Source organism: Streptomyces sp. AgN23, assembly GCF_001598115.1.
Lineage (GTDB): Bacteria > Actinomycetota > Actinomycetes > Streptomycetales > Streptomycetaceae > Streptomyces > Streptomyces antimycoticus.
Map to the genome: position 1 here is coordinate 10,020,113 of NZ_CP007153.1, position 26,975 is coordinate 10,047,087.

The 26,975-nt window shown below is 70.3% G+C and carries 22 protein-coding genes; 10 read left to right on the forward strand and 12 right to left on the reverse strand.

The window, feature by feature from the left end:
• Positions 1-64: 64 nt before the first annotated feature.
• Entirely contained in the window at positions 65-472 is a 408-nt protein-coding gene (locus tag AS97_RS42685; RefSeq protein ID WP_125755458.1) for a hypothetical protein, read from the reverse strand.
• A gap of 62 nt (positions 473-534) precedes the next feature.
• Complete coding sequence (locus tag AS97_RS42690; RefSeq protein WP_210566791.1) at positions 535-1,275, reverse strand: GntR family transcriptional regulator; 741 nt, start codon at positions 1,273-1,275, stop codon at positions 535-537.
• A 521-nt stretch (positions 1,276-1,796) separates the two neighbouring features.
• On the opposite strand from AS97_RS42690, the gene AS97_RS42695 reads away from it, so the two are divergent.
• Positions 1,797-3,113: an amino acid permease gene (locus AS97_RS42695; RefSeq protein WP_197049218.1), complete on the forward strand. Its 1,317-nt coding sequence runs from the start codon at positions 1,797-1,799 to the stop codon at positions 3,111-3,113.
• A 567-nt stretch (positions 3,114-3,680) separates the two neighbouring features.
• Here AS97_RS42695 and AS97_RS42700 read toward each other — a convergent pair.
• The 4 genes from AS97_RS42700 to AS97_RS42715 form a co-directional block, all read right to left on the reverse strand.
• Positions 3,681-3,950 (reverse strand): alpha-amylase, encoded by a 270-nt coding sequence (locus AS97_RS42700; protein WP_185929658.1) that lies wholly within the window; start codon positions 3,948-3,950, stop codon positions 3,681-3,683.
• 1,046 nt (positions 3,951-4,996) lie between these two features.
• Positions 4,997-5,467: a DoxX family protein gene (locus AS97_RS42705; protein WP_185929657.1), complete on the reverse strand. Its 471-nt coding sequence runs from the start codon at positions 5,465-5,467 to the stop codon at positions 4,997-4,999.
• Between the two features lie 92 nt (positions 5,468-5,559).
• The gene (locus AS97_RS42710) at positions 5,560-6,672 is read right to left on the reverse strand and encodes a maleylacetate reductase (RefSeq protein WP_161500462.1); all 1,113 of its coding nucleotides are present in this window, start codon (positions 6,670-6,672) and stop codon (positions 5,560-5,562) included.
• Positions 6,669-7,604 carry a dioxygenase gene (locus tag AS97_RS42715; protein ID WP_247204674.1) on the reverse strand — a complete coding sequence of 312 codons (936 nt, stop codon included), beginning with the start codon at positions 7,602-7,604 and terminating at the stop codon, positions 6,669-6,671. Before AS97_RS42715 ends, AS97_RS42710 begins: the two co-directional genes overlap by 4 nt.
• 148 nt (positions 7,605-7,752) lie before the next feature.
• Between AS97_RS42715 and AS97_RS42720 the strand changes: the two genes are divergently transcribed.
• The 4 genes from AS97_RS42720 (at position 7,753) to AS97_RS42735 (ending at position 11,640) form a co-directional block, all read left to right on the forward strand.
• Positions 7,753-8,385, forward strand: coding sequence for a nuclear transport factor 2 family protein (locus tag AS97_RS42720; RefSeq protein WP_059147427.1), 633 nt, complete (start codon positions 7,753-7,755; stop codon positions 8,383-8,385).
• Positions 8,386-8,423: 38 nt separating this feature from the next.
• Positions 8,424-9,221, forward strand: coding sequence for an IclR family transcriptional regulator (locus AS97_RS42725; RefSeq protein ID WP_059147401.1), 798 nt, complete (start codon positions 8,424-8,426; stop codon positions 9,219-9,221).
• A gap of 72 nt (positions 9,222-9,293) precedes the next feature.
• Positions 9,294-10,547, forward strand: coding sequence for an aromatic acid/H+ symport family MFS transporter (locus AS97_RS42730; protein WP_210566792.1), 1,254 nt, complete (start codon positions 9,294-9,296; stop codon positions 10,545-10,547).
• A 352-nt stretch (positions 10,548-10,899) separates the two neighbouring features.
• Positions 10,900-11,640: a class I SAM-dependent methyltransferase gene (locus AS97_RS42735; RefSeq protein WP_210566793.1), complete on the forward strand. Its 741-nt coding sequence runs from the start codon at positions 10,900-10,902 to the stop codon at positions 11,638-11,640.
• 200 nt (positions 11,641-11,840) lie between these two features.
• Here the strand turns inward: AS97_RS42735 and AS97_RS42740 are convergent, their stop codons facing one another.
• Entirely contained in the window at positions 11,841-12,578 is a 738-nt protein-coding gene (locus AS97_RS42740) for an SDR family oxidoreductase (protein ID WP_086709472.1), read from the reverse strand.
• 140 nt (positions 12,579-12,718) lie between these two features.
• On the opposite strand from AS97_RS42740, the gene AS97_RS42745 reads away from it, so the two are divergent.
• The 3 genes from AS97_RS42745 to AS97_RS42755 all read left to right on the forward strand — a co-directional run bounded on the left by AS97_RS42745 (position 12,719) and on the right by AS97_RS42755 (position 16,155).
• Entirely contained in the window at positions 12,719-13,303 is a 585-nt protein-coding gene (locus tag AS97_RS42745) for a TetR/AcrR family transcriptional regulator (protein ID WP_125755447.1), read from the forward strand.
• 480 nt (positions 13,304-13,783) lie between these two features.
• Entirely contained in the window at positions 13,784-15,256 is a 1,473-nt protein-coding gene (locus AS97_RS42750; RefSeq protein WP_063804977.1) for an FAD-dependent oxidoreductase, read from the forward strand.
• A 116-nt stretch (positions 15,257-15,372) separates the two neighbouring features.
• A complete protein-coding gene (locus AS97_RS42755) occupies positions 15,373-16,155 on the forward strand; it encodes an alpha/beta hydrolase (protein ID WP_210566794.1) in 783 nt (260 codons plus the stop codon).
• 27 nt (positions 16,156-16,182) lie between these two features.
• Here the strand turns inward: AS97_RS42755 and AS97_RS42760 are convergent, their stop codons facing one another.
• Positions 16,183-18,039, reverse strand: coding sequence for an ABC transporter ATP-binding protein (locus AS97_RS42760; RefSeq protein ID WP_079059707.1), 1,857 nt, complete (start codon positions 18,037-18,039; stop codon positions 16,183-16,185).
• On the reverse strand, positions 18,036-19,730 hold the full coding sequence (locus tag AS97_RS42765; protein ID WP_185929655.1) for an ABC transporter ATP-binding protein: 1,695 nt from the start codon (positions 19,728-19,730) through the stop codon (positions 18,036-18,038). The genes AS97_RS42760 and AS97_RS42765 overlap by 4 nt, the downstream gene beginning before the upstream one ends.
• A 431-nt stretch (positions 19,731-20,161) precedes the next feature.
• Between AS97_RS42765 and AS97_RS42770 the strand changes: the two genes are divergently transcribed.
• Positions 20,162-21,883, forward strand: a complete 1,722-nt coding sequence (locus tag AS97_RS42770) for a CocE/NonD family hydrolase (RefSeq protein ID WP_059147409.1) — start codon at positions 20,162-20,164, stop codon at positions 21,881-21,883.
• Positions 21,884-22,371: 488 nt separating this feature from the next.
• On the opposite strand, the gene AS97_RS42775 is transcribed toward AS97_RS42770, so the two are convergent.
• Positions 22,372-23,121 (reverse strand): hypothetical protein, encoded by a 750-nt coding sequence (locus AS97_RS42775; protein ID WP_059147410.1) that lies wholly within the window; start codon positions 23,119-23,121, stop codon positions 22,372-22,374.
• Positions 23,111-24,085, reverse strand: coding sequence for a helix-turn-helix domain-containing protein (locus AS97_RS42780; protein WP_086705710.1), 975 nt, complete (start codon positions 24,083-24,085; stop codon positions 23,111-23,113). Before AS97_RS42780 ends, AS97_RS42775 begins: the two co-directional genes overlap by 11 nt.
• Positions 24,086-24,250: 165 nt before the next feature.
• On the opposite strand from AS97_RS42780, the gene AS97_RS42785 reads away from it, so the two are divergent.
• Positions 24,251-25,120, forward strand: coding sequence for a helix-turn-helix transcriptional regulator (locus AS97_RS42785; RefSeq protein ID WP_079059709.1), 870 nt, complete (start codon positions 24,251-24,253; stop codon positions 25,118-25,120).
• Here the strand turns inward: AS97_RS42785 and AS97_RS42790 are convergent.
• A complete protein-coding gene (locus AS97_RS42790; RefSeq protein WP_125755442.1) occupies positions 25,111-26,814 on the reverse strand; it encodes a carbamoyltransferase C-terminal domain-containing protein in 1,704 nt (567 codons plus the stop codon). The two genes, AS97_RS42785 and AS97_RS42790, sit on opposite strands and share 10 nt — an antisense overlap.
• Positions 26,815-26,975: the final 161 nt, after the last annotated feature.

The following is a 26,975-nucleotide window of genomic DNA, read 5'->3' on the forward strand; positions in this document are numbered from 1 at the left end:
TCCCATCAGAGCAGCGCCAGGAGGCCCTGCCTCGGCAGCACTTACTGCTCGGAGGCCACGGCAGTCAGCCCCTGTCGGTGGTACGGACCGTGGGGCGTCGGTCGGCAAGAATGATGGCGCGGGCGCCGGGGACGGGCCGGCCGGGTATGGACCCGGCGGCGTAGGCCGGGACGATGACGGCGAGTCCGATGGCGCCGCCCAACCGCTGGACCGTCTGGAGCAGGTCGGAGGCCGGTCCAGCGTGCTCCGGCCCGACCCCGCCCATCACCAGGGAGGCGGCCGGCATGAAGGTCGGTCCGGCCGAGACGCCGTTGATCGGCAGTGGGCCGCGGACCGCGGTGACGTAGCTGCTGGTCGTGTCGACGTCGCTGAGCCAGACGTACCGCCGAGGCCGAGGCCGGCGGGCCCGCCCCCTGCTGGAGCTGGTGCGCTTTCTCGGGTCCGAGCAGGCGCGTTCGGGCTGTGGGGGCATACGGCCTCAGGGCCGCGACCGGCAACGGGACCCGAGCGAGCCGGGCCATGAGCCGGGTGTGCTCAGTCCCCCGGGAGAACGAGAGGGCGCAGCTTGACGGGGAATGGGGTGACCGTGTTGCTCTGCAGTAGCCGTACCAGCCGGTCCTGCGTGGCGCCCGCGTGCTCCGGCAGCACCTCGGTGAGCGTCTCGCGGTCCTTGTCGCGCACCGCTTCGATGATGCGGTCATGCTGCCGGAGATTGAGCTCGAACTGCTCGTCCTGCTGCTCGGGCAGTGCCGACTCGAGTGTGTAGAGGTAGACGAGCAGCCGACGCACATGGCGGTGGGTCGATTGGGCGAAGCCGTGGAAGAAGCTGTTGCCGATCCACTGGTTCATGCGCATGTGGAACTGCTCGTTCAGCGCCGTGATGTTGAGGTACCTGCGGTTGCCGACCTCCACGCGGTACAGCGTCTGAATGCGTTCCAGGTCGTCGGCCAGCGTCTCGTCGTCGAGCCTGCACAACTGAGCGAGGTTGTTCTCCACCAGTTGGTGAGCCACCACGATCTCACCGATCTCCGCCAGGTCGAGCTTGCGGACGAACGTGCCACCCCGGTTGGGCACGATGTTCACAAAGCCCTCCGCGGCCAGCTGGTTGATGGCCTCTCGCGCCGGGGTCCGGCCCAGCTGGAACTCCTTGAGCAGCAGCGGCTCGTCGATCCGGCTGCCCGGCGGGATCGTCAGGTCGATGATGCGGGAACGAATCTTCTCCACGGCGGCCCCGGTCTGGGAGACCTTTTTCGGGGAGGCAGGGGTCCGGCCCATTTCGGCGTTCGTCTCCACCGCCGGGGCACTGGGCTCAGTCGGCCCGGACTTCGACATGGCAGCCGCCGCTTTCCGGCTTTCCGGCATTCATCACTCTCCTGCGAACGGGAACGACGGGTGAAGCGTCATCCGGACGTTCCGCTGTGGTCCACGGCGTCGGCCCGGGAGGGAAGGCCGTTACGTACCCCTTGGCCGCCCAGACGCCACCGATGGTAACCGGCGTCCGCCTCCGCGCGCGGGGGTGGGCGTGGCATCCCATCGGTCCGCTACCTCGGTAAAACCCCCGTTTCACATGCTCAGACCCGTGTGAGAACCCTGGACGCGCCACCGATACGCCAAGTATACGTTAGGTATCCATTCGGAAGGCGGAACCATCCATGCCGAGTACACCCGACAATGATCTGTCACGATCGCGACCGGCCGTGACCGCGGCCGGGGCGGCGGCCGCACCGGCCACCCGCCACACGTCGACGGGGCCGGAGTGCGATTCCGGGCTGGCGCGAGGACTCAGTCCGCGGCACATGCAGATGATGTCCATCGGCATGGCCATCGGTGTGGGGCTGTTCCTCGGCTCCGGGCGGGGCATCCACATCGCGGGTCCCGCGCTGCTCATCGCCTACGCTCTCGCGGGGGCGGTCGTGTACTGCCTCATGCGCGGCCTGGGGGAGATGGCCGTCCATTCGCCGCACGCCGGATCGTTCAGCGAGTACGCCCGTATCCATGTGAGCCCTTTCGCCGGGTTCGTCACCGGCTGGACGTACTGGCTGCAGTGCATCGTGGGCCCGATGGCAGAGCTCACGGCGAGCGGTGTCTACATGCACTACTGGTATCCGGACCTTCCGCAGTGGGTGCCCGCGCTCATCGGCCTGGTCCTGCTGTTCGGTGTGCACTGGATCTCGGTCCGGATGTTCGGGGAGTCCGAGTTCTGGTTCGCCCTGATCAAGATCATCGCCATCGTGGGACTGATCCTTTTCGGGGCCGTCATCATCGTCACCGGTGTGACCGCGCTCGGCCATGGTGCGAGCCTGAGCAACCTCTGGAGATTCGGCGGCTTCTTCCCGAGCGGCGGGCACGGCTTCTTCCTCACCCTGCAGATCGCCGTCTTCGCGTTCATCGGGGTGGAGATGCTCGGCATCACAGCGGGCGAGGCGGCACACCCGGAGCGGACGATCCCCAAGGCGGTGGGCAACGTCATCTGGCGCATCATCGTCTTCTACATCGGAGCGCTGTTCGTCCTCATGGTCGTCCAGCCGTGGACGCGGTACACCGCTGACGTGAGCCCGTTCGTTTCGGTGTTTTCGAAAGCGGGACTGGCGGGCGCCGCGGGAATCATGAACTTCGTCGTCCTGACCTCGGCTCTTTCCTCCTGTAACGCGAATATGTTCTCGGCCAGTCGGCTGCTCTACGGCCTGGCGTCCGCGGGTTCGGCGCCGCGGGCGCTCCACCACACAACACGGCGCCAGGTGCCGGGGCGGGCGCTGACGGTCACCTCGCTCGCCGTCGGCGTCGGGGTGCTCTTCAACTATCTGGCGCCCGCTCATGCCTTCATCACGCTGACCAGTGTCGTCAGCGCCTCCGGGCTGTGGACGTGGAGCATGATCGCTATTTCCCATATGCGGTTCCGCCGTCGGCTGGCGCTGGAGGGCGCACCCTTGCCGGCGTTCAGGTTGCCCGGCGCTCCCTGGACGAACATCTTCGTGGTCGCGATGGTGGTCATCGTCCTGGTGAGCCTGGCATTCGAGGGTGACACACGAGTGGGTCTGTACACCGGTGCGGTCTGGTTCGCCCTCCTCACCATTATCTACGTCGTCCGCCAGCGGGTCGCGCGGGTGTGGTGAGGGCGGTGTCGCCGGCCGGGGCGCGGTCCGGCCGGCGACACCGATCACGGTGACGGGAACCGCCAACAGGGCGATCACCAGGGCGGAGGGCTGCGGCCCCCGCGGGCCAGTCTCGCCCAGGCCATTCGATGCGCGTGGCGATGGTCTCGTCGATGGGAGCGGCCGACCCGGTGGGCAGGTCCCATTCCGTGTCACCGGACATCGGCGCCGGCGCAACAGGGTCCCGGGCGTGGAGGGCGATGCCTTGAACATGGTCGCCGTGCCTGCGGGCAGCCAATCGTGGGCGGTCGGCCGCAAGCGCGGCGGTCGTGGTCGCCCACGGGGCCGGCGGCTGGCCCTCCGGCGCGCCGTACGACCGGGCGATCTCCACCTACGCCATCGACCAGGTGCCCTGGGTGTGTGTGGCAGGGAGGGAGGAGACGCGGCCGCACAGGAGGATCGTCACCCTGTCGGACCGGCTGGGTCCCACCTCTGGCCAAGGGCCTGGACCGGTTCGGCGACCTGGAGACAGTGCCGTGCACCGACCGGCGGTGGGACGAACAGCCTCCGTGATCCGGCGCAGTGGACTCAGGACGGCTCGCAGACCGCCAGGTGGTCGGGGTGACCGTGCCGGCCGAGATATCCCTCCCCGACCGTGCTGGACGCGCCCGGCGGCAGCGTGGAGCACAGGCTGGTCGCGCCGTCCTGGTAGACGACCATCACATCCACGGTGTCCGCGCAGTTGTTGGCGGCATCGGTGTATCGCCAGCTCTCGTACATCGCCACGCAGGCCGGGGTCGGCCCGGGTGTCCGGTCTCCGGCGGCGGCCGGCGCGGACAGGCCGAGCGGGAGAATCAACGCTGTGACGACTCCTGCAAACACTGCGTTCCCTTTAATCCAACTACGCACCATCTACTCCTCGTCGCGCTGACCGAATATGTACATGTAGTTGAATGCTTCGCCCTCAACGTGCCGCGAAGCCTTCAGGAGTTGAAGGTTCCGGTGGGGCGAGCATGAGCGCAACCCGGTGAGCCCTCTTTCGGACAGCCCGGCCCTTTCGGAACCGGCGCGAACGGGCCCCTGGGGCACCTGGGGGCCAGCTGACGCTTCAACCACTCCAGCCGCGCTCTGGGGACGCGCGCCGTCGAGCCAGGCCCCTCCGCAGAGCGTTCGAGGACGGAAAGGCTGTGGCGGGCCGCTGCGGCTTCCCGAGTGCGAGGACCTTGCAGGAAGGTGAGGGTGAGGAGGCGTTGGCACTGTGCCGCAGCGTGGTTTTCGCGCAGTGCGTCGAGCCGGGCGGCCTGCTGGGCGACGACGAAGGTTTCGCGCCGACACCGATCTGCATCAGCTCGAGGGCGAGCTTCTGCCGGTTCTCGAAGCCTCGCACCCCATAGGTGCCGTCCCCTCGGGTGGGGGCCGGCTCGCCGTTGGCGAGCACGTTGAGCCGGTAGGAGCGGCGACGGTGGCGGTGGCGGGCGCCTTCCGCGCGGGGTGGTCGGCGAACGCGGCGATCCGGTGCGCTCCGGACGGCCGACTGATGCTCTGCGCCCAGTTGCCGTAGCGGAACATGCCGACGGCCGGGCTGCCAGCTTCTTCGCGCGTTCGGTACGGAGGACATGGCCCGGCCCCGGACGGTGAACTCCCCGCGCTCCGCACCGGGTCTGTCGGGATGACGCGCGGCTCCTGACCCGACCGCGACCAGTGCACCATGTGCCCGTCAACGGTGACGCCGCGGACTCGGTGCCCTTCAGCTCGAGGTTGAATGGGGAGAGGGCCTGCGTGGCGCGGCCCTTGAGGGCGGTGGTGGCCGCGTAGCTCTCCAGGTTGCAGGCGCAGCTTCAGGAGGCAGTGGCGTACGTCGCAGCCGCCGTCGCCGAGGCCGGAGTGTCCGCTGCCGGCGTGGCTCACGTCTGAGACCGGGCCCATGCCTCGAACCGGGCGTCGAGACTCAGCCGGCCGGCGCCAGTGATGAAGAGCACGAGCGCCCCCGTGGCGAAGAAGAGGGAGTTTTCGTGCGTCAGCCCCGGCTCACCGCCCCCGATGAGGGGCTTGCCCAGGCTGGAGGTCAGCCACGTCGTCGTCATCAGGATGGTCATGAGCACTGCCGAGAGCCGTGTGAGCAGACCGGCCACGACAGCCAGGCTGGTGCCGATCTCGCCCAGGATGCTGAGCCAACTCGCCACCTCCGGGGACGGGACCCCGAAGCCGCGGGAGAGCGCTATGCGATGCGCCGGGTCGCCGAGCCCTTGGAATCCATGGATGACAAGCAGTCCGCCTACGGCAAGACGCAGGATGAGCAGAGCCGTGTCGTCCAGTGTGTTCCGTGGTGTCAGAGGGGGCTTCCTGGGGTCCAGCATCAGCAGTGGATTGAGCATGACTCCTCCTGGGACCGAGGGATTTCGGAGATCGGGTGACATGTCGCCGGTGAACGGTCGGGGACCGGCGTGCCCCAACGCATCGGTTCCGCTCAGCGGGGCACTCGCCGGTCACCCACGGAATCGACCGGCGGCGCGAGACTGCCCTCGTGGAGCGCGCGCAGCAGGGCCAGCAGGCTCTCCTCGTCGTTCGGGCTGATGCCGGGGGGCGACCCCTGGGCCAGTCGCCGCGCGATCGGTGCGAGGTCGTCAAGGCCGACTCCAAGCTGTCGCAGACCGGATGGCGCTCCGAAGGCGCGGGCCAGGCGTAGGAGTTCCGTACACAGGTCCCCGCCGTCGGCTGAGCGGGCCATCAGCTCGCGATGCGCGGCCGGCAGCCAGGGCTCTTGGTGGCGCAGGACGAACGGCAGAACCAAGGCGTGGGTGGCGGCGTGCGGGGCGTCGAACCTGCCGCCAAGCAGGTGGCACAGCCGGTGGTGCAGGCCCATGGTGGTCGAGTCCAGGCAGATGCCGCAGAGCCAGGCAGCGTACAGCGCCTCATCCCGGTCACGGTCATTCCAACCGCCGTCCAGGCCGCGCAGGGCCCGGGTCATCACCGCGATCGCCTCACCGGCGGTGACGGCCACCAACGGCGAGGTGTCAGGGGCGTAGACGGCCTCGACCGCGTGTGCGACCGCGTTCAGGCCGCTGAGGCCACTCACCGATCGGGGAAGGCTGTCGGTCAGCTCGGAGTCGTAGACGACCACGCGCGCCACAACCCGGGCGTCCCGGCCGGTGCGCTTCTCGCCTCCCTTCGTGATACCCCAGACGTCGGTCATCTCCGAGCCCGAGTAGGTCGTCGGCAGACACACGATGGGCAACCCGGTGCGCAGGGCGACCGCCTTGGCAAGACCGATGGCTGAGCCTCCTCCGACGGCGACCAGCGAGTCGGCACCCGACTCCTCGACTGTGCGCACGTGCTCGTCGACCAGGTGCTCGGGCACGTGCATGCGCGCCCGGTCCGAGGTCGCGGCGGGGGCGAGGGCCCCGTCCGCGAGGCTCGCCGCGACACCCGCTACCGCTGCCGCGGATCCCGGCGAGGACACGCACAGCGGAGCACGTACGCCGAGGGTCCGCAGCTCCTGCGCGGCCTCGTGGCGGCGTCCGCGGCCGAAGACGATCCGTGACGCATGGGACTGGTGGATGAAGCGTGTCGCTGTGCTCACGTGGACCTCCACGACATGGCATCAGCGTCCGGCGCGAGCACCAGGTCCACCCGCAGCACCTCGGCGATCGACGGAACGGGCGGGCCACCGGGATCGACCACGAGGTCGGCAAGGTCGCCGTGGTCGCCGTCGATGGTCTGTCGTTGCCGGATAAGGCTCGGACGCACAGCGAAGACCGCGTCCGAGTCGAGGTGTGGGGAGTCCGCCAGGAAGATGTGCGTGGTCACCTCCCGACAGCCTGCGGCCGAGACCTGAAAGTGGAGGTGAGCCGGCCTGTACACCGGCCGCGAGGCAGCGGCCAGCAGCTCGCCGACGGGCCCATCGCTGGGGATCGGGTACGGCGCCGGCGCGACGGTCTCGAAGTAGAACCAGCCGGCGCTGTTCGTCGTGAACAGTCCGCGGCCACTGCCCGGCGGGACCACATCCGGGAGCTGCACGTCGTAGTAGCCCTCGCCGTCGGCCTGCCATACGTCGATGATGGCCGAGGGGACGGCCGCGCCGGTTGTGTCACTCACGCGGCCATAGACGAGGAGACGCTCGCCGCCCGCGCCCGCGATTGACGAGCCCAGTTCGCGCTCGGGTGAGGTGGTCATGTGGAACGGTCCCAGCACGGTGCGCTCGGTGGCTCCTCCGCCCTCGCCGCGCGCCTCTGCGAGGACCTCGACGAGCATGCTCGCGCCGAGGACGTCGGAGAGGAGCACAAATTCCTGTCGGGTCTCCGAGCAAGTCCAGCCGGTGCGGGTCAGGAAGTCGACCCCGGCGTACCACTCCTCGATCGTGACGTTGTTCTCCCGCAGGAAGGCGTGCAGGTGCGCCGTGAGCGACTGCAGCAGCATGCGGAGCCGGTCGTTGCCGGACCGGTCGAAGCTGGCCCGAACCTGCCGTTCGAGGTTATCCGTTGCTGGCGAAGCCGCGACCGTCGTTGGGTTCACGTGGCTCTCCTTTCGATCGTCGGCGTCCACGATCCGGCCCAAGTGATCAGCCCACCAGCGCCGGCGTCCGCTCAGTGGGATCCATCAGTGGCCTGGAAGCGGGCCCGCGCGGTGCGATGGTCATCGATCTCATAGAGAGGTGGTCTTGGTGCAGCAGCACAACGAACAGAGGGACGCCGACGAGCGCAGCATCCGCGCGCTCATCAACGACTGGGTGGTCTGGCGCGACGCGGGCGACTGGTGCCGGTTCGCGACGCTCTGGTCGGACGATGGCACGATGAGCGCGACCTGGTTCCAGGGCTCGGCGCACGATTTCATCGAGGCGAGCCGTCGCGGGTGGGAGAAGGGGGTCCGCATCTGGCATCAGCTTCACGGGTGTTCCGTGAACCTCGCGGGGGAGCGCGCGATCGCGCAGACGAAGATGACGATCCTGCAGCGTGCGAGGGTGACCGGGGTCGAGGTCGATGTCACCTGTCACGGCCGTTTCTACGATTTCCTCATGCGCGGTCGTGAGGGCTGGCGGCTGTGCCACCGCCAGCCGATCTACGAACGGGACCGGCTCGATCCCGTCAATCCGGCCGAGCGCCCCGCCTTGGACCGGGAGCGCCTGCTCGCCTGGCCCGAGGGGTACCGTCACCTCGCCTACGTCCAGGCCGAGGCGGGTTACCGCGTCGTCGCCGACCTGCCCGGCCTGACCGGAGAGCCGGTAGAGCGGCTGTACGCGCGCGGGGATCTCTGGCTGGAGGGCGCGGCCCTGACCTTCGAGCCGCTGCCCATCTGACGGCGCCGACGGCCCGCTCTTCCTGAAAGGATCGGCTCATGGCGGGCAACAGCCGTGACAGCGGACGCAGCACTCTGGACCGGACGTTCACCCTGCTCGACGCATTCACATTGGCCAAGCCGTCACTGCGTCTGACTGACCTCGTCGAACTGAGCGGTCTGCCGCGCTCGACCTGCCACCGCATCGCGATTGAACTCGTCGAGCTCGGAGTCCTTGAGCACACCGACGACGGACGCTACGCCGTCGGCCTGCGGCTGTGGAGCCTGGCCAGCAGCTCGCCCCGCCACCAGGAGCTGCGGCGGGTCGCGGCACCTTTCATGGCTGATCTCTACGAGGCGACCCGGGAGAACGTGCAGTTGGCCGTCCCGGACGGTCTCGTCGCCCGGGTCGTCGAGAAGGTGTCGGGGCCCGGGTCGGTCAGGAACGTCACGACCCCGGGCGGCCCGCTGTCGTTGCACTGCACCGGCGTCGGCAAGGTCATCCTGGCCTTCTCCGACCCCAGCCTGCTGAGCCAGGTGCTCGACGCCGGGCTGGAGCGGCACACGGCGTATACGCTCGTCGAGCCCGGCCGGCTGACCGCCAACATCGCGCAGGTGCGCCGGACATCACTGGGCTGGGCCATCGAAGAGCTGACCCTCGGAGCATGCTCAGTCGCCGCACCGCTCTTCGATGCTCAGGGCGAGCTGAAGGGCGCGCTGGGGATCGTGGCCCGTTCGTCGGCCAATCTGGAACGGGTCTCGAGCGCGGTCCGCATGGCAGCGCTCTCGGTGAGCCGGCTACTTGCCTCGCCACCGGCTTTGCCGGACCCGCACCGTCACCGGCGTACATCCCACTGAGCGGACGCCGACGCTGGTCGTGCAGACAGGTCCGCTGCGACCGTCACGACAGCCCAGCGAAGGAGGCTGACGATGTTGAAAGTCACATCCACCGATACCCCTCCCAACAGCTCAATGCCCGACGTGTGGCCCGCCGTGCTCTGCTGGATCGCGGTCGCGCTCGACGGGTTCGACCTCGTGGTACTCGGCGCGGTGATCCCCACCCTGTCCAAGACGGGAGACCTCGGTTTCACCGACGCCTGGCTGACGACGGCCTCGACTCTGGGTCTCGTCGGCGTCGGTCTCGGGGCTGTGGCAACCGGCCCACTGACCGATCGCTGGGGCAGGCGCCGCACCCTGCTCGGCAGCATCGCACTCTTCTCGGCCGCGACCCTCGCCGGCGGGTTCGCCCCCACGATGACTGCCTTCATCGTCCTGCGCTTCGTCGTCGGCATCGGACTGGGTGCATGTCTGCCGACCTCGCTGGCGTTCATCTCCGAACACGCCCGCGAGGGGAAGAACGCGACGGCGGTCACCATGGCCATGACCGGCAACCACGCTGGCGCCGTCCTGACCGCGCTGCTGGCACTCGTCCTCGTGCCCGAGCTCGGCTGGCGGTCGATGTTTGTGGTCGGCGGCCTCCTGGGCACCGCGCTGCTCCCGCTGCTGTGGGCCAAACTTCCGGAGTCCGAGAACTACCTCGCGGCCGGCCGGCAGCGAGAGACCTCGCCCGCGCCCGCACGGCGGAACCGAGCCGACGTTGTCCGGGGCGCGAACCTCGTCACCAGCCTCGCCCTGTGGGCGGCGTCGTTCATGGGCCTGCTGCTGGTGTTCGGGCTGAACACCTGGCTGCCCCGGATCATGGGTCAGGCGGGCTACTCGATCCAAGCGGGCACCGCCCTCCTGCTGGTCCTCAACATCGGGGCCGTGATCGGCCTGATCGTGGCCGGCCGGGTCTCAGACCACACTGGGCAGCACAAGACCACGACGCTCGCGTGGTTCGCCATCGCGGCCGCGCTGCTCGCGCTACTGTCGATTCGGTTGCAGAGCCAAGTCCTGGTCTTCTGCGCCGTGCTCGTCACCGGGATCTTCGTCTTCAGCGCCCAGGTCCTCGTATATGCCTGGACAACCCAGCTCTACCCCCCAGAACTGCGGGCGACGGCCCTGGGCCTCACCGCCGGGATCGGTCGTCTCGGAGCCATCCTCGGCCCCTTCCTGCTCGGCACGCTGGTCACCGCCGGCATCGCCTACCCCTGGGGCTTCTACGCCCTGGCCTGCGCCGCAGCCATAGCGGCGCTCGCCCTCTCGCCGATCTCGGTCCACCGCGAGCCGACAGTCCACGACTGAACCGGCCCCGGGCTACAACCGAGTACCCAGCCGGAACGCACTCGATGCCGACGGTGGAGACCTCGGTGAGCGGTGGCGACCCTGCCGGCCGAACCGCTGAAGGTCGCGATTGACGGCGTGATGACCATGGATCTGAAACATCGCCTTCGACAGATCGAGCGGCAGGTCGGACAGATCCGTCAGGTTCCAGCTTTCGTTGGCCCTGACGACTGGGGCTCGTCCGGCGGATCATGGGCCGAGCCAGGGCCGGACCGAGCCAGGGCCGGACCGAGCCAGGGCCGGACCGAGGCGAGGGCCGGCCAGTGCCCTAATCGTGTTGACCGCCCCCGGCAGACAGTGCTGGAGTCGGCACGTGGACAGCATCCCCGCCAACCGGCGGCTCTGGAACCAGATCAGCGGCGCCTACCAGCACAAGCACGACCCGCGAATCGGCGCCACACCCCGGCTATGGGGCATGTACTCCATCCCCGACGCGCACCTGCACGCCCTGGGCGACGTCACCGGCAAGCGCGTCCTCGAACTCGGCTGCGGCGCCGGCCAGTGGTCCAGGGCGCTCGCGGCCGAGGGCGCCACCGTGGTCGGGCTCGACCTGTCCGAAGCCCAACTCGCCGCAGCGGCGCGCGCGATGGGAGCGACCCGCTACCCGCTAGTGCAAGGCGCCGCCGAACAACTTCCCTTCGCCGCCGACAGCTTCGACCTGGTGTTCTGCGACTTCGGTGGGCTCAGCTGGGCGCCCCCGCACCTGGCCGTCCCGCAGGCCGCACGCGTCTTGGGCCGAGGCGGGCGCCTGGTGTTCAACGTCGCCAGCCCATGGTTCGAAGCTTGCTACGACGAAGCCGCCGGCCGCGTGACCACGACGCTGCAGCAGGACTACTTCGGGCTGAACACCATCGCCGAAGACGACGGCGCGACCAGCTATCAGCTCACCTACGGCGACTGGGTCAAGGTCCTGCGCGGCGCCGGTCTCATCATCGACGACCTCATCGAGCCGCGGCCGGAACTCGGAACACTCAACGGCTACAACGAAACCGATCCACCCGACTGGGCACACCGCTGGCCGGCGGAACTGCTCTGGGTGACCCACAAACCGTAAGGTCCGCCGCGCCGAGACGTCGGAGATCGGCACTCGGTCGGCGCGCTCCTCGCGGATGGTGCGTACGAACCGCTCAGCAAGCGCAACCCATGCACTCCACCCGGACGCCTCGAAGATGTCCGGGTCCCTTGAAGCGCTAACCGCTTGAGCTGGCCATCGTTTGCCGACAGGCCGGGGCGGTAACCGTTGCGTGCTGATCGTCAGGCTTGGACCGTGGGGCGGACGACGATCTCGCTGACGTCGATGCCATCGGGCTGCTCGATCGCGTAACCGATGGCGGAGGCGATGGCCGAGGGCGGCATGGCGATCTCGTCGCGCAGCTGGATCATCGTCGCTGCTGTTTCGGGGCTTGCTCCCTTGCCGACGCCCTCCGTGTCGGTGATGCCTGGCGAGACGAGGGTGACGCGCAGGTCCGGACCGGATTCCAGTCGCAGTCCTTCGGTCAGGACCTTCACCGCCGTCTTCGTGGCTGCATACACGCCCTGGGGGGACTTCACGACATAGGCTGCGGTGGAGGCCACATTGACGAACTGTCCGGAGCGCTGCTGCCGGAAGATGGGCAGTGCCGCCCCGATGCCGTTCAACAGGCCCGTGATGTGGGTGGCGACCATGGCGTCCCAGTCGTCCTGGCGCAGCTCGTCGAACGGTGAGACCGCCATGGTTCCCGCGTTGGAGACCAGGACGTCGAGTCGGCCGAAGTGGTCGACTGCCGCATCGGTCAGGCGCTTGACGTCTTCGCGGCGTGTCACGTCGACCACAATCCCGATGGCTGAGCCGCCCTGCGCCGTGATCCGCTCCACCACCGTGTCCAGCCGGTCCTTCCGCCGAGCTCCGAGCACCAAGCTGGCCCCTCGTTGGGCGAGATAGGCCGCTGTCGCCTCCCCGATGCCGCTGCTGGCGCCTGTAAGTGCGATGACCTTGCCCTTGATGCCTGACATGACCAGTCCCTCAGTGAGGTGTGTGCAGGCCAATACCTTGACCTACAGTGGAATTGGGGGCGCCTCCGATTAATGACACCATAAGTGGGCGCGCCCCCGTTTAGCAAGCGGGAGAGCCTGAGAAGGGATGGCGAGCGCTTATGGCCGAGGGAGCGCAACGGCCGTTGCGAGCTGACGCGCGGCGCAACCGGGAGAAGATCCTCACGGCGGCAGTGCGCCTGTTCGCAACGGAGGGGCTCGACGCCCACTTGGAACACATCGCCAAAGAGGCAGGGGTGGGCAGTGCCACGCTGTACCGCAACTTCCCCACTCGCGAAGCGCTGGTCGAGGCCGTCTACCGCAATGAAGTGGCCCAGCTGTGCGACGCGGCCCCCACCCTGCTGGCAGCGAAGCCGCCCTTTGAGGCCCTGCGTGCCTGGACCCGCCTCTTCCTGGACTACGTGACCGCCAAGTACGGCATGATCGATGCCCTGCGTGCCATCGCCGCGACGGGGAGCAACCCCTACGGTCACAGCCGGGAGATGATCCAAGCCGCCCTGAGTGCCCTCATGGCCGCCTGCGCGGCCGCCGGGACGATTCGTACCGATATCAGTCCCGCCGATATCGGCGCCGCCCTCGAAGGAATCGCCCTCACCTCGGCGAGCCCTGAACAACGGCAGCGAGCAGAACGGCTGCTCGACCTCACCCTCGACGGCCTGAAGGCTCGTCCATCAAGGTCGGCATGAAGCGCAGCTCCGTCCTGGTGCGACAGTGCCTCGTGTGCTTCATCCCTCGTCCGCCTCAGCCTTGTCCAGCTCGGGCGGCGAGTCCGCGGCGGGATTTCTGCACCGTGAGCCGGCCGGTGCACTTGGCGCCGGTAGACGTCGTCGACCGGGTCAACCACGCGCAGCAGGTGCTCGGTCTCGGCAATCCGCCCGTACTCCGCGAACGCCGTGTCCGGCGGGGCGGACGGCATCACGATGCGCCGGGGCTTCGCCTCCCCGTCCCCGTCGCCTTTCCTCCCACTTTCCGCCGCGTGAAATGTCAACGCGCCATTCCGGGGACTTCCTTGCCGGGGCTCGGCCCACTGGGGTTCGCTGGTCCGCGGCGCCACCACCGCACCGCCTCCTCCTCTCGTCTCCGAGACCGCATGTCCTGTTCCCCGTGCGGACGGTGTGCGAAGGGGCGCCGCCCCAGTGACGGTTCGTCCCACGGGAAAGGTGAAGATGTCGGAAACAGTCGACGCGGCAAAAAGGTTGGACGTCATCGTCGTCGGAAACGGTGTTCTCGGGCTGACTGTCGGCGTGCAGTACGCCCGCGCCCATCCCGATGTCCGGGTGGCGGTCCTCGGCAAGCCGGCGCGGCAGTACGGCGCAACGCCTGCGGCCGGTGCCATGCTCGGTGCCTTCGGCGAGGTGACGGCCCATCTGCTGGCCTCGGAGCACGGCAGGAAGAAGCATGCGCTGGCCGTCCAGGCGCAGCGGCTGTGGCCGGAGTGGATCGGCGGCCTTGAGGCCGACGGCGACGGATCGGAGCGTATCCGCACCTCGGACGACACCGTGGTCCTGCTCAACACCGTGGGGCACACCGCCCTGGACGACGCGAACTTCGCCGCCGTGCTGACGGCACTGAAGGAGGCGAACGCGGCACACGAGGAGATCGAGGTCTCCTCCGTCGACTGGATCGATCCGGACCCCAACTCCCGCCCGCTGCGGGCCCTGCACATCGAGGGCGAGGGCTCGGTCGACTCCGGCGTGCTCCTGAGGTCGCTGGAGCGCTCCTTCCGGCAGGCCGGTGGCGTGATGATCGCCGCGGACGCCACGGAGATCAGGACCCGTGACGGACGTACCGAAGGTGTCGTCACCGACGCGGGCGACTTCCTGCCGGCGGGCCAGGTGGTGGTGGCCGCGGGTGCCCGAAGCCAGCGGCTGGTCGCCACTGTCCCGGGCCTGGAGCACCGGATTCCGAGGGTTTACGACGGCGTCGGGGTCTCCGCGCTCATCGACACCTGGGACGGCTCGGGGCCACCGACCGTCCTGCGCACCTCCAACCGGGCGTTCGCTTGCGGTCTGCACCTGGTGCCCCGGTCGGGCGGGTCGGTGTACATCGGCGCGACCAACGCGGTCTGCCTGGAGCCCCGGGGCGGGGCCAGCATCGAGGAGGTGGTCTTCCTCTTCAACTGTGCCATCCACCAGCTGCACCGCAGCCTCAACGGCTCGGAGGTCCGTAAGGTCCAGGCCGGCAGCCGGCCGGCCTCGATCGACGGCTTCCCGCTCATCGGCGGCACCTCGGTGGAGGGCCTGTGGGTGCTCTCCGGGACGTACCGCGACGGTCTGCACCTCTCACCGCTCATCGCCCGGCACGTCGTGTCGCTCATGTCCGGCGGGCCGGGGCTCCCGGACCTCGCGGAGTTCGCTCCGGAGCGGGATCTGATCTCCGCGTGGAGCCGGGAGGAGGTCCTGGAGGACGTGGTCCGGCACACGATGGCGACGGGGTACGAATTCCCGTGGCGGCTGCCGCTCGAGTGGCCGCACATGATGGAGACGTTCCTGCGTGGCCCGTTCGCCGAGCTGGCGGACCGGCTGAGCGACACGTACACCCCGCCCGCCGACCTGATGACCGCGATTATGTTCTCCGAGCCGGAGGACCAGGAGGAGCTCATCCGGTACTACGGAAACGTGTACCGGGAGTGGCACTGACCCGGCGGCCGGGGCGCTGAGCCCCGGTCGGCCGACACGGTCACGTGCCGGGGGCACCCCGGCACGTGACCGATCGCGTGTACGGGCGGGCTTCGACGGGGCGGAGGGGGCGAAGGATGGCGACACTGACGGTGGGCGGTGGGCGGCAGGTGCGCTATCGGCGGGCGGGCAGCGGCCCGCCCGTGGTACTCGTCGCCGCGGGCGGGCCGGGCGACTTCTGGCAGGTCCATCAGGTACCCGCGCTGGCCGCCGCCGGCTATGAGGCGATCACCCTCGAGCTGCCGGAGGCCGCCGGGCCGCGGGACGAACTGACCGCGCTGCTGGCGGAGTCTGTCGAGCTGCTGGGCACCGGGCGGTGCGCGCTTGTCGGATTCTCCTTCGGCGCGCAACTCGTCCAGGAGCTGCTCGTCCACCGCCCGGACCTGTGGATGCGGGCGGTGCTCGTGGCGACCCGGGGCCGGCCGGACCCGGTGGGCGGCGCCCTGCTCTCCGCGGAGCGCGCGCTGCATGCGGCCGGGGTCCAACCGCCGCCGCGCTACCAGGCATTCTTCCAGGCGGTGCTGCACCTCGGGCCTCGCACCTGGGAGCGGGAGGGCGAGATTCTGGACTGGCTGGACCTGTTCGAGGCCGGCGCGCGGGCCGGCGGCGTACCCGCGGAACCGCCTGGCGACCAGGCCGACCAGCTCGCCGCGTTGCGCGGGGTGAGGGGCCCGGTCCTCGTCCTGGGCTTCCAGTACGACCTCGTGGCCCCTCCCCGGCTGGGCCGCGAGGTGGCCGAGGCGCTGCCGGCGGGCCGTTACCGGGAGATCCCCGACTGCGGCCACTACGGCTGCCTGGAGCGGCCCGGCACCGTCAACGAGGCGATCGTGGGGTTCCTCAGCACCCCGGCCCCGCGCTGAGGCAGGGCCGGGGCTGCCGTTCCCGGCTCAGCCACCCGCCTCCGCGCCGCTCCCGGCTGCGGTCCACGACCGCCAAAGCCGCGCGTACGCGCCGTCCTTCTCCAACAGCTCATGGTGGCTGCCGAGTTCGACGATCCGTCCGGACTCCATGACGGCGATCAGATCGGCGTCCTGGACGGAGTCGAGCCGGTGCACGATCGAGATGACCGACCGCCCGGCGAGCAGCGCGGCCATGGACCGCTCCACCTGGCGGGAGGCGGTGGGTTCCATGAGGGCCGTGGCCTCGTCGAGGACCAGGGTGTGCGGGTCGGCGAGCAGCAGCCGGGCAAGGGCGATCTGCTGGGCGGTGACGGCCGGTACGTCTGTTTCCTCGGTGGCGACCGGGGAGTCCAGCCCGTCGGGCAGCTTGCGTGCCCACTCCTCCAGGCCCACGGTCCGCAGGGCGGCCCACAGCTCCTCGTCGCCCCAGGTGTTGTCGTCCGGCCCGGTCCTGCCGCCGGGGCCGCGCCGTTCCGGCAGGGTCAGGTTGTCCCGGACGCTGCCCGCGAAGACGTGGTTCTCCTGGGTGACCAGGGCGACCTCGCTGCGCAGGGTGCCGATCGACATCGCGCTCACCGGGGCGTCCCCGATCTCCAGCACGCCCGCCGTCGGGTGGTGAACCCCCGCCAGCAGCTTGCCGAGCGTCGACTTGCCGGCTCCGGAGGTGCCGACCACGGCGATGCGCCCGCCGGGCGGGATGTCGAGGTCGATGCCGTGGAGGACTTCGCGGCCGGCGTCGTAGCCGAACCGTACGCCACGCAGCCGGATCCGACGGCCGGTCGGTACCGCGCCGGTGTCGGACCGCTCCACGGGAAGGCGCTCCACGCCCAGGATGCGCCGGAGCGCCGCGCTGCCGACCTGGAGTTCGTCGGTCCAGGAGAGCAGTTCGACCAGGGGGCCGTTGAGGCTCTGGAGATACAGCATCATGGCGGTGATCTCGGCCAGCCCCACCCGGCCGTCGCGGTAGGCGGCGCCGCCGGCCAGCAATGTGAACGCCATCGGGACCATGGTGGCCAGATCCAGACTGGGGTACCAGACCGTCTGCAGCCCGGTGATCCTGCGGCGGTGGCGGACGACCCGGGCCACGGCGCTCCCGTGGTGGTCGATCCGCCGCCTGGCCAGGCCGAGCGCCTCCACGCTGGCGGCACCGCGGACAGTCTCATGGGTGCTGGTGAGCACCTCGGCCTCGTCCTTCAGCAGCTCCTCGTAGCCGCGGGTGGCGCGTGGCCGGTACCAGCGGGTGGAGAACACCGCGAACGGCAGTCCGGTGAGCAGGAGCAGGGAGAGCAGGGGCGAGGTGAGGAGCATCGCGACGACGGTCAGCGCCAGAGTGACGGCCGCCATCAGGATCCTCGGCATGGCCAGCCGGATGCCCTCGTTGAGCCGGTCGACATCGGAGGTGGCGCGGCTGAGCAGGTCGCCGGTGCCGACGGACTCCACCGTGCCGAGCGGCAGCCGCATGACGCGCCGCACGAAGCTCTCCCGGGTCTCGGCGAGCACCTTCTCGCCGAGCAGGGTCGTCTGCACCTGGGCGGCCCGGGTGAGCAGCGCCTGGACGGCGAGTACGGCCACGAGTACGAGCGCGACCATGTCCACACGCCAGGTGGTCGTGGAGCGCTGGACGGACTCGACCAGGTGGCCCAGCAGCCGGGGGCCGACGAGACCGGTGGCCAGGGCGAGCCCGAAGAGGGTCAGCATGGCGGTGATCCGGCCGGAGTTGCCGCGGACGAACGTCCAGAACCAGTGGTGCACCTCCTGCTGCCTGGCCAGCGGCAACCGGGTTCCGGGCTGCTCGTCGGCGGGGGGCGCCAGAGGGGTGGCTTCGGCGGTCCGGGTGGTGGTCATGGCGTCCGCCCCCCTCCGTGGTCGGCGTGGCCGCCGGCGGCGGCCACCGGGGCGAGCGTGACCACCTCGTCGGCGGCGTTCGACCACAGCGGGCTGCCGCTGAAGACGAGAGTGGTGCGCCCCGCGCGGTAGCGGGCCACCCGCCGGGCGATCAGCGCCTCGGTGGAGGAGTCGACCGCGGACGTCGGATCGTCGAGGACCAGGACGTCGGGGGCGGCGAGCAGGGCACGGGCCAGGATCAGCCGCTGCCGCTGTCCGCCGGACAGCGAGCGGCCGCCCTCGATGACGGCGTCGTCCAGCCCGTGCGGCAGCGCCTCGACCACATCCTCGGCGGCGGCCGCGTGCAGCGCCGCACGCAGCTCCTCGTCGGTACGGGCCCGGTCGCCGGCGAGTTCGGCCCGGAGCGGGCCGCTGAACAGGATGTCGGCGTGGCTGCACAGGACGAGCCGACGGCGCAGCTCCGGCAGGGCGATCCGGTCCAGCGGGACGCCCGCGAGCCGGGTGCCGTCCACGGGGGTCGGGGGTCCGTACCGGGTGATCCTGGCCGCGGTCCGCGAACCGTGCTCGCCGCTGGTGGCCACGGCCGTGAGCCGGCCCGCCGGCGCCTCGATGCCGGTCGCCCGGTCCTCCAGCGACAGGGCTCCCGGGGGCAGCACCAACGGGTCGTCCGGCGGCGGGGGATCGGGGACCAGGCTGAGGAAGCGGCAGATCCGTCCGGCCCCGACATGAGCCTGGCTGATCGACTCCACGGCCTCCGTCGCCGTGCTCACCGGGATGACGAGGAACACCGACGCGCCGTAGAACGCGACGAGTTCGCCCGGGGTGATGACATCGGAGAGGACGAGCCGGGCACCGAGCCAGGCGACGACGATGGTGACCAGACCGGGGAGGAACACCCCGGCGGCGCCGAGCCATGCCTCCAGCCGCCCGGCCGACTCCCCTGCGCGCCGCACCTCCTGGCTGACGCCCACGAAGCGCTCGGTGAACTTCCGCTCCCCGCCGATGCCGCGCAGCACACGCAGCCCCGAGCAGATGTCGCCGGCTTGCGCGGTCGCCGTGCCCAGCCGGTCGCGCTGCTCCTCGTTGCGCCGCTGCAGCGGCCGGAGCAGCGGGCCGATCCCGAGCAGGGCCGCAGGTACGCCGATGAGCACCACGACGCCCAGGACAGGCGAGGTGACGGTGAGGGCGACTGCGATCGCCACGAAGGAGACGACGGCTCCCGAGGACCGGCCGACGACCTCGAAGGCGCTGCCGATGCTGGGGATGTCGCCGGCTGCGACTGCCACCACGTCGCCGGAGCCGGACTTGAGCCGTAACGAGCCGCCCAGCCGGGTGGCCTGACGCAGCACGACCCGGTGGCTGGTGGCGACCGCGTGCATCTGGCCTCCCACCGCGGCCTGGATGAGTCCCGCGCCGGCGACGGCCTGGACCACGGCCAGCACCGCGACCACGATGACCCAGCCGGTGAGCGAGGAGGTCGATCCGCCGTCGATGCCGTCGTCGATGGCGTATCCGACGACCAGCGGGAGCAGGGCGAGCGGAAGCATCCACAGGGCGCCGAGGGTGGCGCTCAGCACCAGCAGCCGTGGACGGATCCGGATCAGCCACCACAGGTAGCGCCAGGCGCTGCGGTGGTCGGCTTCGGGAACGGTCGCCGGGGACTCAGCGGGCCGGAACATACCGACGGGCAAGAGAATTTCTCCCAACAACTGTGGCGGAAGGCGAGAGCCGGGACATGCGGGTACGGCTGCGCATGACTCTGCCAGGGCACCGGCCGCACGACGACCGGCCGTGTCGCTCACGCTACGGTTTGCGCCACGATTTCAACCGCTCCGCTGGCTGGTTCCTGTCGTTCGAACAGCACTGCTTTCCCGGTTCGTACCGGCTGAATGGCCCACGGCCGCGGCGCGCCGATCATCTCGTCCGGTTAAAGGACATGTCAAGGAGATTCCTTGGTGTGGAATGTCGACGACGATTCCTCCCGGCCCCAAGGGCATTCGTGTGTCGCGCCGTTGACGCCGGGAAGAACGGTGGCGAATCCTGTGACCGGCAGGCCCGCAGCTCCCGAGGAGGGAACGCGCAGGGCGTCGGGAGGAGGAATTCCACCGGTGAGGATCCGCTGATGCGCATCGTGGTCGAACATGACCTGGAGATACCGCTGCGGGACGGCACCGTGTTGCGGGCGGACCTTTATCGGCCGGATTCCCGCGTTTCGCTGCCGACGCTGATTCGCCGTACCCCCTACGGCCGTACCGGCGAATCCGCCGGACCCGGGCTGGACACCCGGCGACTGCTGACGGCCGGCTACGGCCTGCTGGTCCAGGACGTCCGCGGCCGAGGCTCCTCGGGCGGGGAGTTCGAACCGTTCTGGGCCGAGGGCGCGGACGGCGCCGACACGGTCGACTGGGCCGCGGCGCAGCCGTGGTGCGACGGCAGGGTCGGCATGCTGGGGCGGTCGTACGAAGGCAGCACCGCGCTGCTGGCGGCGGGCCATGCCCCAGAGGCGCTCCACGCGGTCTCCGCGTACATGGCCGGGTCCGAGTTCCGGGAGGGCTGGTGCTACCAGGGCGGTGTGTTCCAGCTCGGCTTCGTCCTGCACTGGGCCCTGGCCGACCTGTTGCTGCCGGGGCTGCTGGCGGCCGACTCGGGCAGCACCGGCGCCGGGGCGGAGCGGGTGCTCCACGCCCTCGACTCCATCGAGGACCTGTACCGGACCCCCGGCCTCGCCTGGCAGCTCCTGGACGAACTGGCCCCGTACGTGCGGCGGTGGCGCGAGCACCCCCGGCCCGGCCCGTACTGGCGGCGCGCCGCACCCAACCAGACCTATCCGGCCATGCGGGCGGCCGGACTGCACATCGGAGGCTGGTACGACATCTTCCTCGGCGGAACGCTGGAGAACTACGACGGGGGACGCCGGCACGGCGGTTCGGCCGCGGCGCGCGAGCACGCCACGCTGGTCGTCGGCCCCTGGTCGCACTGCGTCCGCGGCGGGGTGTTCCCCGGACGGCGTTACGGGGTCCGGGCCGACGACCAGGTGCTGGACGTGACCGGGCTGCACATCGACCACTTCGACCGGACGCTGAAGGGGACGGGCGGGCCGCCGGGGGAGCGGGTGCGGCTCTTCCTGACCGGCGTCGACCGCTGGCAAACCTTCCCGGACTGGCCGGTGCCGGACGTCAGCCCCGCGGCGCTGTACCTGACCAGCGGCGCCCGGCATGCCAACTCCGCCACGGGCGACGGTGCCCTGCTGCCGGACCCGCCCCCTGCGGCCGGCGCGGACCACTTCCTCCACGACCCCGACGACCCGGTGCCCACCACCGGTGGGGCGACCCTGATGACCGGCATGTTCGTCGGTGCCGACTGCGGGCCGCGGGACCAGCGGGCCGTGGAACGCCGCGCCGACGTGCTCTGCTACACCGGCGCACCGCAGACCGCCGCGCTGACCGTGGTGGGCGAGGTGACGCTCGTGGTGTACGTCTCCTGCTCCGGGCCCGCCACGGACATCGCGGCCAAATTGGTGGACGTGGCACCGGACGGCCGTGCCGAGATCCTGTGCGACGGGATCCGCGCCGGCTACGCGGAGTGCACCGACGGGCCGTCGCCACCCGGCCGGACCGTCGAAGTCACCGTGCGGCTCGGCGCCGTGGGCCATGTGTTTGCCCCCGGCCACCGTGTACGGCTGGAGGTGGCCGGCAGCAACTTCCCACGTTTCGAGGTCAATCCCGGCACCGGCGGTGACCCGGCCGAGCCCTGGGCCCGGCCGTACGAGACGGTCACCGCCACCGTCCACCACGGCCGGCGACTCCCCTCCCACTTGCTGCTGCCGGTCCTCATCACCCGCTGAACACCTTTGCCGCAGAAGGGCGTCCGGCTGCGGGCGGACGACGCCGACGACCCCGCTGTTCCACCTGCTGCACCTGGGCGCGTCCACCGCCGCGCGGCCACCGGAACTCGCCGCGGCACTCGACGCACTGGGGCTGCTCGCCGACCGGGACGACGCCGCGGCTCGACGCCCACACCGACGCGCTCGGGGCCCGCCGCTTCTACCCGAGTTTCCTGCTGCTGCGCCAGGCTGCCCCCCCGGGGGGCAGCCTGGACTGTACGGGCCGTCTGCGGCTGGTGCGCGAACGCGGGGACGAGGCCGTCTCCGCCGCCTGTCGGCACGGGGATCCCCGGCGCGGTGGTCACGGAGGTGTTCGGCGACGCCGTGGAACGGCATCCCGTGCACAGGTGCGGTCTGCGCGCGTTCCTCAGCGCCTTGCCGGGAATGCCGTAGCGGGCCGGCGGCGTGCGCGGTGTGCCCGGGCCGGGGCACACCGCACGGTGAGGGGGTCAGTCTTCGCCGCCGTCACCGCCGAGGACTTCGCTTCCCCCGGTGTGCACCACGAGCGTATGCACGGTCGCCTCTGTGGTACCCGGCTCCTCCCAGACACCGCGCACCGCCCACTCCCGGGCCGGGGATCCGCGGGTCCACAGCACCTCCGCGGACCGCAGGGTGCGCCCCCCGCCGGTCTCCCGCCCGTACCACCGCCGGAATTCGGGCGTGCGCCACAGGTGGAGGGGGACCCATCGCTCACCGGCCCGCCGGCGCGCGCCCGTACCCAGGCGGCGCAGGGCCTCGGCGACGGCCTTCTCCAGCGAGTTGGCGACCGGGACGGCGTGTTCGCGGGCGAAGTGCAGCAGGTACTCGTTGCGCCGGGCCTCCGGCGGGGAGCCGAGGACGGCCCGGCCCGAGCGGTGCCAGGCTCCCCACTTGACGTTGGTGACCAGGCCGGGGAGTTCGGGCAGGGCGCGCGGCACATAGAAGAGGATCACGTCGCTCATGCCCATCGCCTCCTCCTCCCATGCGATGTGCTCCTCGTAGGAGAGCGGCCGGCCCGGTTCCGGCTCGGGCAGGAAGACCACGGGTCCGTGGCCCTCAAGCCCTCCGTCCGCGACGAGTTCGCGGATCCGGCGGAGGGCCTCGTCCCGCCAGAGCGGGGTGTCGGGGTTCCGTGCGGTGGGGCCGCAGAGGTAGAGGGAGGCCGACCAGGCCCCGGGGAACGGCTCTCCGGCGCGGACGACGGTGACGTCAGCGGGCACGGCCGGCTCCCGCGGGCTGGGAGGTGCAGCGGGCCGCCTGGCCCAACCGGGCAACGGTCCGCATCACCTCGGCCGCGGCCCGCCGGTGGGGCCCGGGGTCGGTCGAGCGGCGGACCAGCAGACTCACCGAGGCGACCGTGGCCGCGCCGCGCTGTACGGGGGCGGCCACCAGGTCCCAGCCGGGCAGCACCGAGGGGGTGCGGGCATGGTTGAGGTCCCGGATGCGGCGCAGGACCGGATCGCCCGGAGCGACGCCGGGCAGCCGCGCGAGGAGGACCAGCCCGGCGGCGTCGGTGTACAGCGGCGCGCGGAACAGCGGGCCGGAGCGGTCGCCATCGGCAAAGCTGGGCGCCAACTCGCCGCCCGGGTCGTAGCAGCAGCACAGAATGACCCGCAGCGGGGGCCGGAGCATGACGGGCACATGGATGAGCGCGGCGTCCCCTGCGCGGCTGCGCAGGGCGGACAGTTCGGTGTGCAGGGTCTCCAGCGAGAACGGCAGGTTGACGAGCGGGCCGGTGACCGGGCTGACGGCGGAGGGGGCCAGCCGGTACCTGCCGTATCCGGACTGGAGGACCGCGCCTTCGCGGACCGCGGACTGGAGTATGCGATGAGCGGTGGAACGGGCCAGCCCGGTGAGGCGGGTGAGGGTGTCGAGGGAATGCGTGCCCGGACCGAGCGCGTCCAGCGCCCGAAGCACGCGAAAGGCCCGGTCAGCGGCCGTTTTGGGGGAAACTTCCGAAGTAGTGGACACAATTCTCCCAGCAGACTGCACATCGGCACGGGTGTGGGTGCTACGAGACATATCCTTGCGGGCCGCCATTCCCTTCCGCAATGAAGGCGTCATTTCCAGAACCAATGGCTTCCGAAACGCTCCATAAGCGACGTCGGATGCCGCAGTGGAGGCTCGCCGGTCCGATGTGCCACCCCGACCTTCCCCGCAATGAACCGCCCTGCGGAGTCGCATTTCAGCCACCCGGGGTCGGCCAGCATTTCAAGCCAACGCGGGAGGCCGATACTAACCTCTTTTCCACCGTCCGCACTAAGAGGTGTGACTCTTGACACAGAATCGCCTATCGAGACATGATCGGGGCAGCCATGGCGGCTTTGGGTTTAACCTGGAGGGAAGGCGTTGAGTGCAGGACACTCGGGTATAGACGAGGTAAGAAAGCACCTTGGCCGGTTATTGCGGAAATGCCGCGCCCGGACCGTGGTGGAACCCGGTGATCCCCGCACTCAGGGGCGCCGCCGGGGCATTTCCCAGGAAACCACGGCCGCCCTCCTCGGCTGTTCCACGCGATGGTACGCGACGCTGGAGTCCGGACGTATGAAAAATCCCACTGCGGAATTCCTGGAAAGCGTGGTCGCGGTCCTGCGGATGAATGACCAGGAGCGCCAGTTCCTGTTCCTCTACGCCACCGGAGAGCTTCCCCCGGCCCCCGGCCCGGCCGACTACGCGCTCCATCCCGGCTGGGCCCAACTGGTCGAGCGCCAGCCCCATCCCGCCTGCATCCACACCCGGCGCTGGGACCTGATCGCCGCCAACGCCGGCTACCTCGACCTGCTCTTCGGGGCGGAGGCCGGAAGCGTGGCCGAGCTGCCCGACCGTAACGTGCTGCGCTGGGTCCTGCTGAACAAGGCCTGCCGCGCCGAACGGCTGGTCGACTGGCGCGACAGCTGGGCGGCGCCGATGCTCGGCGAACTGCGCGCCGCGATCGCGGCCGATCCCGACAGCCAGGACCTGATGACCCTGCTGGACAGTCTGCTGGCCGACCCGGTGGTGAAGGAGCTCTGGGACGCGGAGGTCGGCGTCTTCCGCACCCACCCCGACGGCACGATGCTGAGCATCGATGACCCGGCGCACGGCCGTGTGGACTTCACCATCCTCGCGGCGAACGTCATGCACGCCAGGGAACTGCGCTTTGTGGCGCTCATGTCCACCGGGCCGGGCTTCCGCCCCGGCTCGGTGGAGGGCCGGGGCGCCGCGCCCGCCTACCTCTGAACCAGGAACGGCCCCAGGGCCAGGGCATCGAGCGGTGCACGGGCGAAGGTGGCCAGGGCGTCGCGGGGTGAGCAGACCACGGGTTCGGCGTTGCCGTTGAAGGAGGTGTTCAGCACAACCGCCCGCCCGGTGCGCTCCTCCACCTGTCCCAGCAGTCGGTGGTAGAGCGGGTTCGCCCCCGCCGAGACGGTCTGCGGGCGGGTGGTGCCGTCCACATGGGTGGCTGCCGCGAGGTACCGCCGGTGCCGCTCGGGCACCGGGGTGGTCACGATCATGTACGGCAACGGCCGGTCCAGTCCGAGAAGTTCGGCCGCCGACTCCTCGCGCAGGCTGGGCGCGAACGGACGCCACCGCTCACGGTCCTTGATGGTCAGGTTGATCCGGTCCTGCTGCTCGGCCGGGTACGGCACGGCGAGGATGCTGCGGTGCCCGAGCGCCCGGGGACCGCCCTCGCTGCGCCCCTGGTGCCAGCCCACGATCCCCCCGCGGGCGAGCATGTCCGCCGTGGCCACCGCGATGTCAGCCGGTTCGGTGTAGCGCGTCCCGGTCGCGTCCAGCACCTGCCGGACGGCGTCGGGGCCCCACCGCGGCCCCCACGCGACCGTGCCCGTCATGGGTCGGACCCGTTCCCCGGCCTGGGAGGCGACCCAGCCGGCGGCGCCCAGGCTCACCCCCTGGTCACCCGCGAGCGGCTGGACGAAGAGGTCGTCCACCTCCGGCAGCCGCATCAACTTGCCGTTGAGTGTCGCGTTGAAACCCACGCCGCCGGCCACCAGCAGGGTCGACTCCCCGCTGTCGCGCAGCAGTCCGCGCACCAGGGCGAGCACGCACTGCTCCAGCGCCTCCTGTGCGGTGGCTGCCAGGTCGCGGTAGTCGTACGGGTCACGAGCGGTCCGCTTGGTGTAGCGACCGAGCATCGGATCGAAGCCGCGGGAGACGGCATTGGGCGGCAGGGTCAGCGTCTTCTCCAGCCGGTTCATCCACAGCCGGATCGTGTCGTCCTCCTCGTCGGTGCGGCCGCGCGAGAGCAGGTCCTCCGGCACGGCGTCGACGCTGTAGCCGTCCCCGTGTACCTGCAGCGCACCGCCGAAGGTGGTGTCCCCAGGCGTCCCGTACGGGGCGAGGCCCATGAGCTTGCCGGCGGCGTCGGCACCCAGACCGGCGTATTCGCAGACCGCGGCGTAGAAGTACCCCAGCGACCACCCCGGCGAGATCGACCGGAGCAGTTTGAGGTCGCCACCGCTGCCGACGGCCAGGGTGGCGCTCTCGTTCTCGCCCTGCCCGTCGAGGATCAGCACCGCCCCACTGTCCCGGCCCGAGAAGTAGTAGGCGCTCGCGGCGTGGGCCATGTGGTGCTCGACGAAGATGAGCCGGGGATCCCGGCGCCTGGGGAAGACACCGCGCGGCAGCAGGAAGTCCAGCGCCTCCTCCGGGGTGGGGAACCATTCCAGACCGCGCCGGGCGAACAACTCGGGCATCTCCCACCCGTGGGCCACGAAGTCGATGTCCTCGATGGACAGCCCCGCCTCGGCCAGGCACCACGCCACGGCGTGGTGCGGGGCCTGGCCGTAGGAGTGCTTGGCGCGGGTGAAGCGCTCCTCCTCGGCGAAGGCGATGACCTCCCCGTCGACAAGCAGGCAGGCCGACGCGTCGTGGCTCGCCCCCGGCCATCCATTCACACCGAGAATACGCATGGAATTCTCCTCCGAGTGATACCCGTGGGGATTCGCTATTGACAGCGACTCGCCCTCATGTCAAAACTTGGGAAAGCGCCCGCACAATAAGGAATTCATCCTTGGCGGGTTTCCCATCCCATTCCTTGCTGGAATTGGATTCTCACTTTGAGAGGGCATCG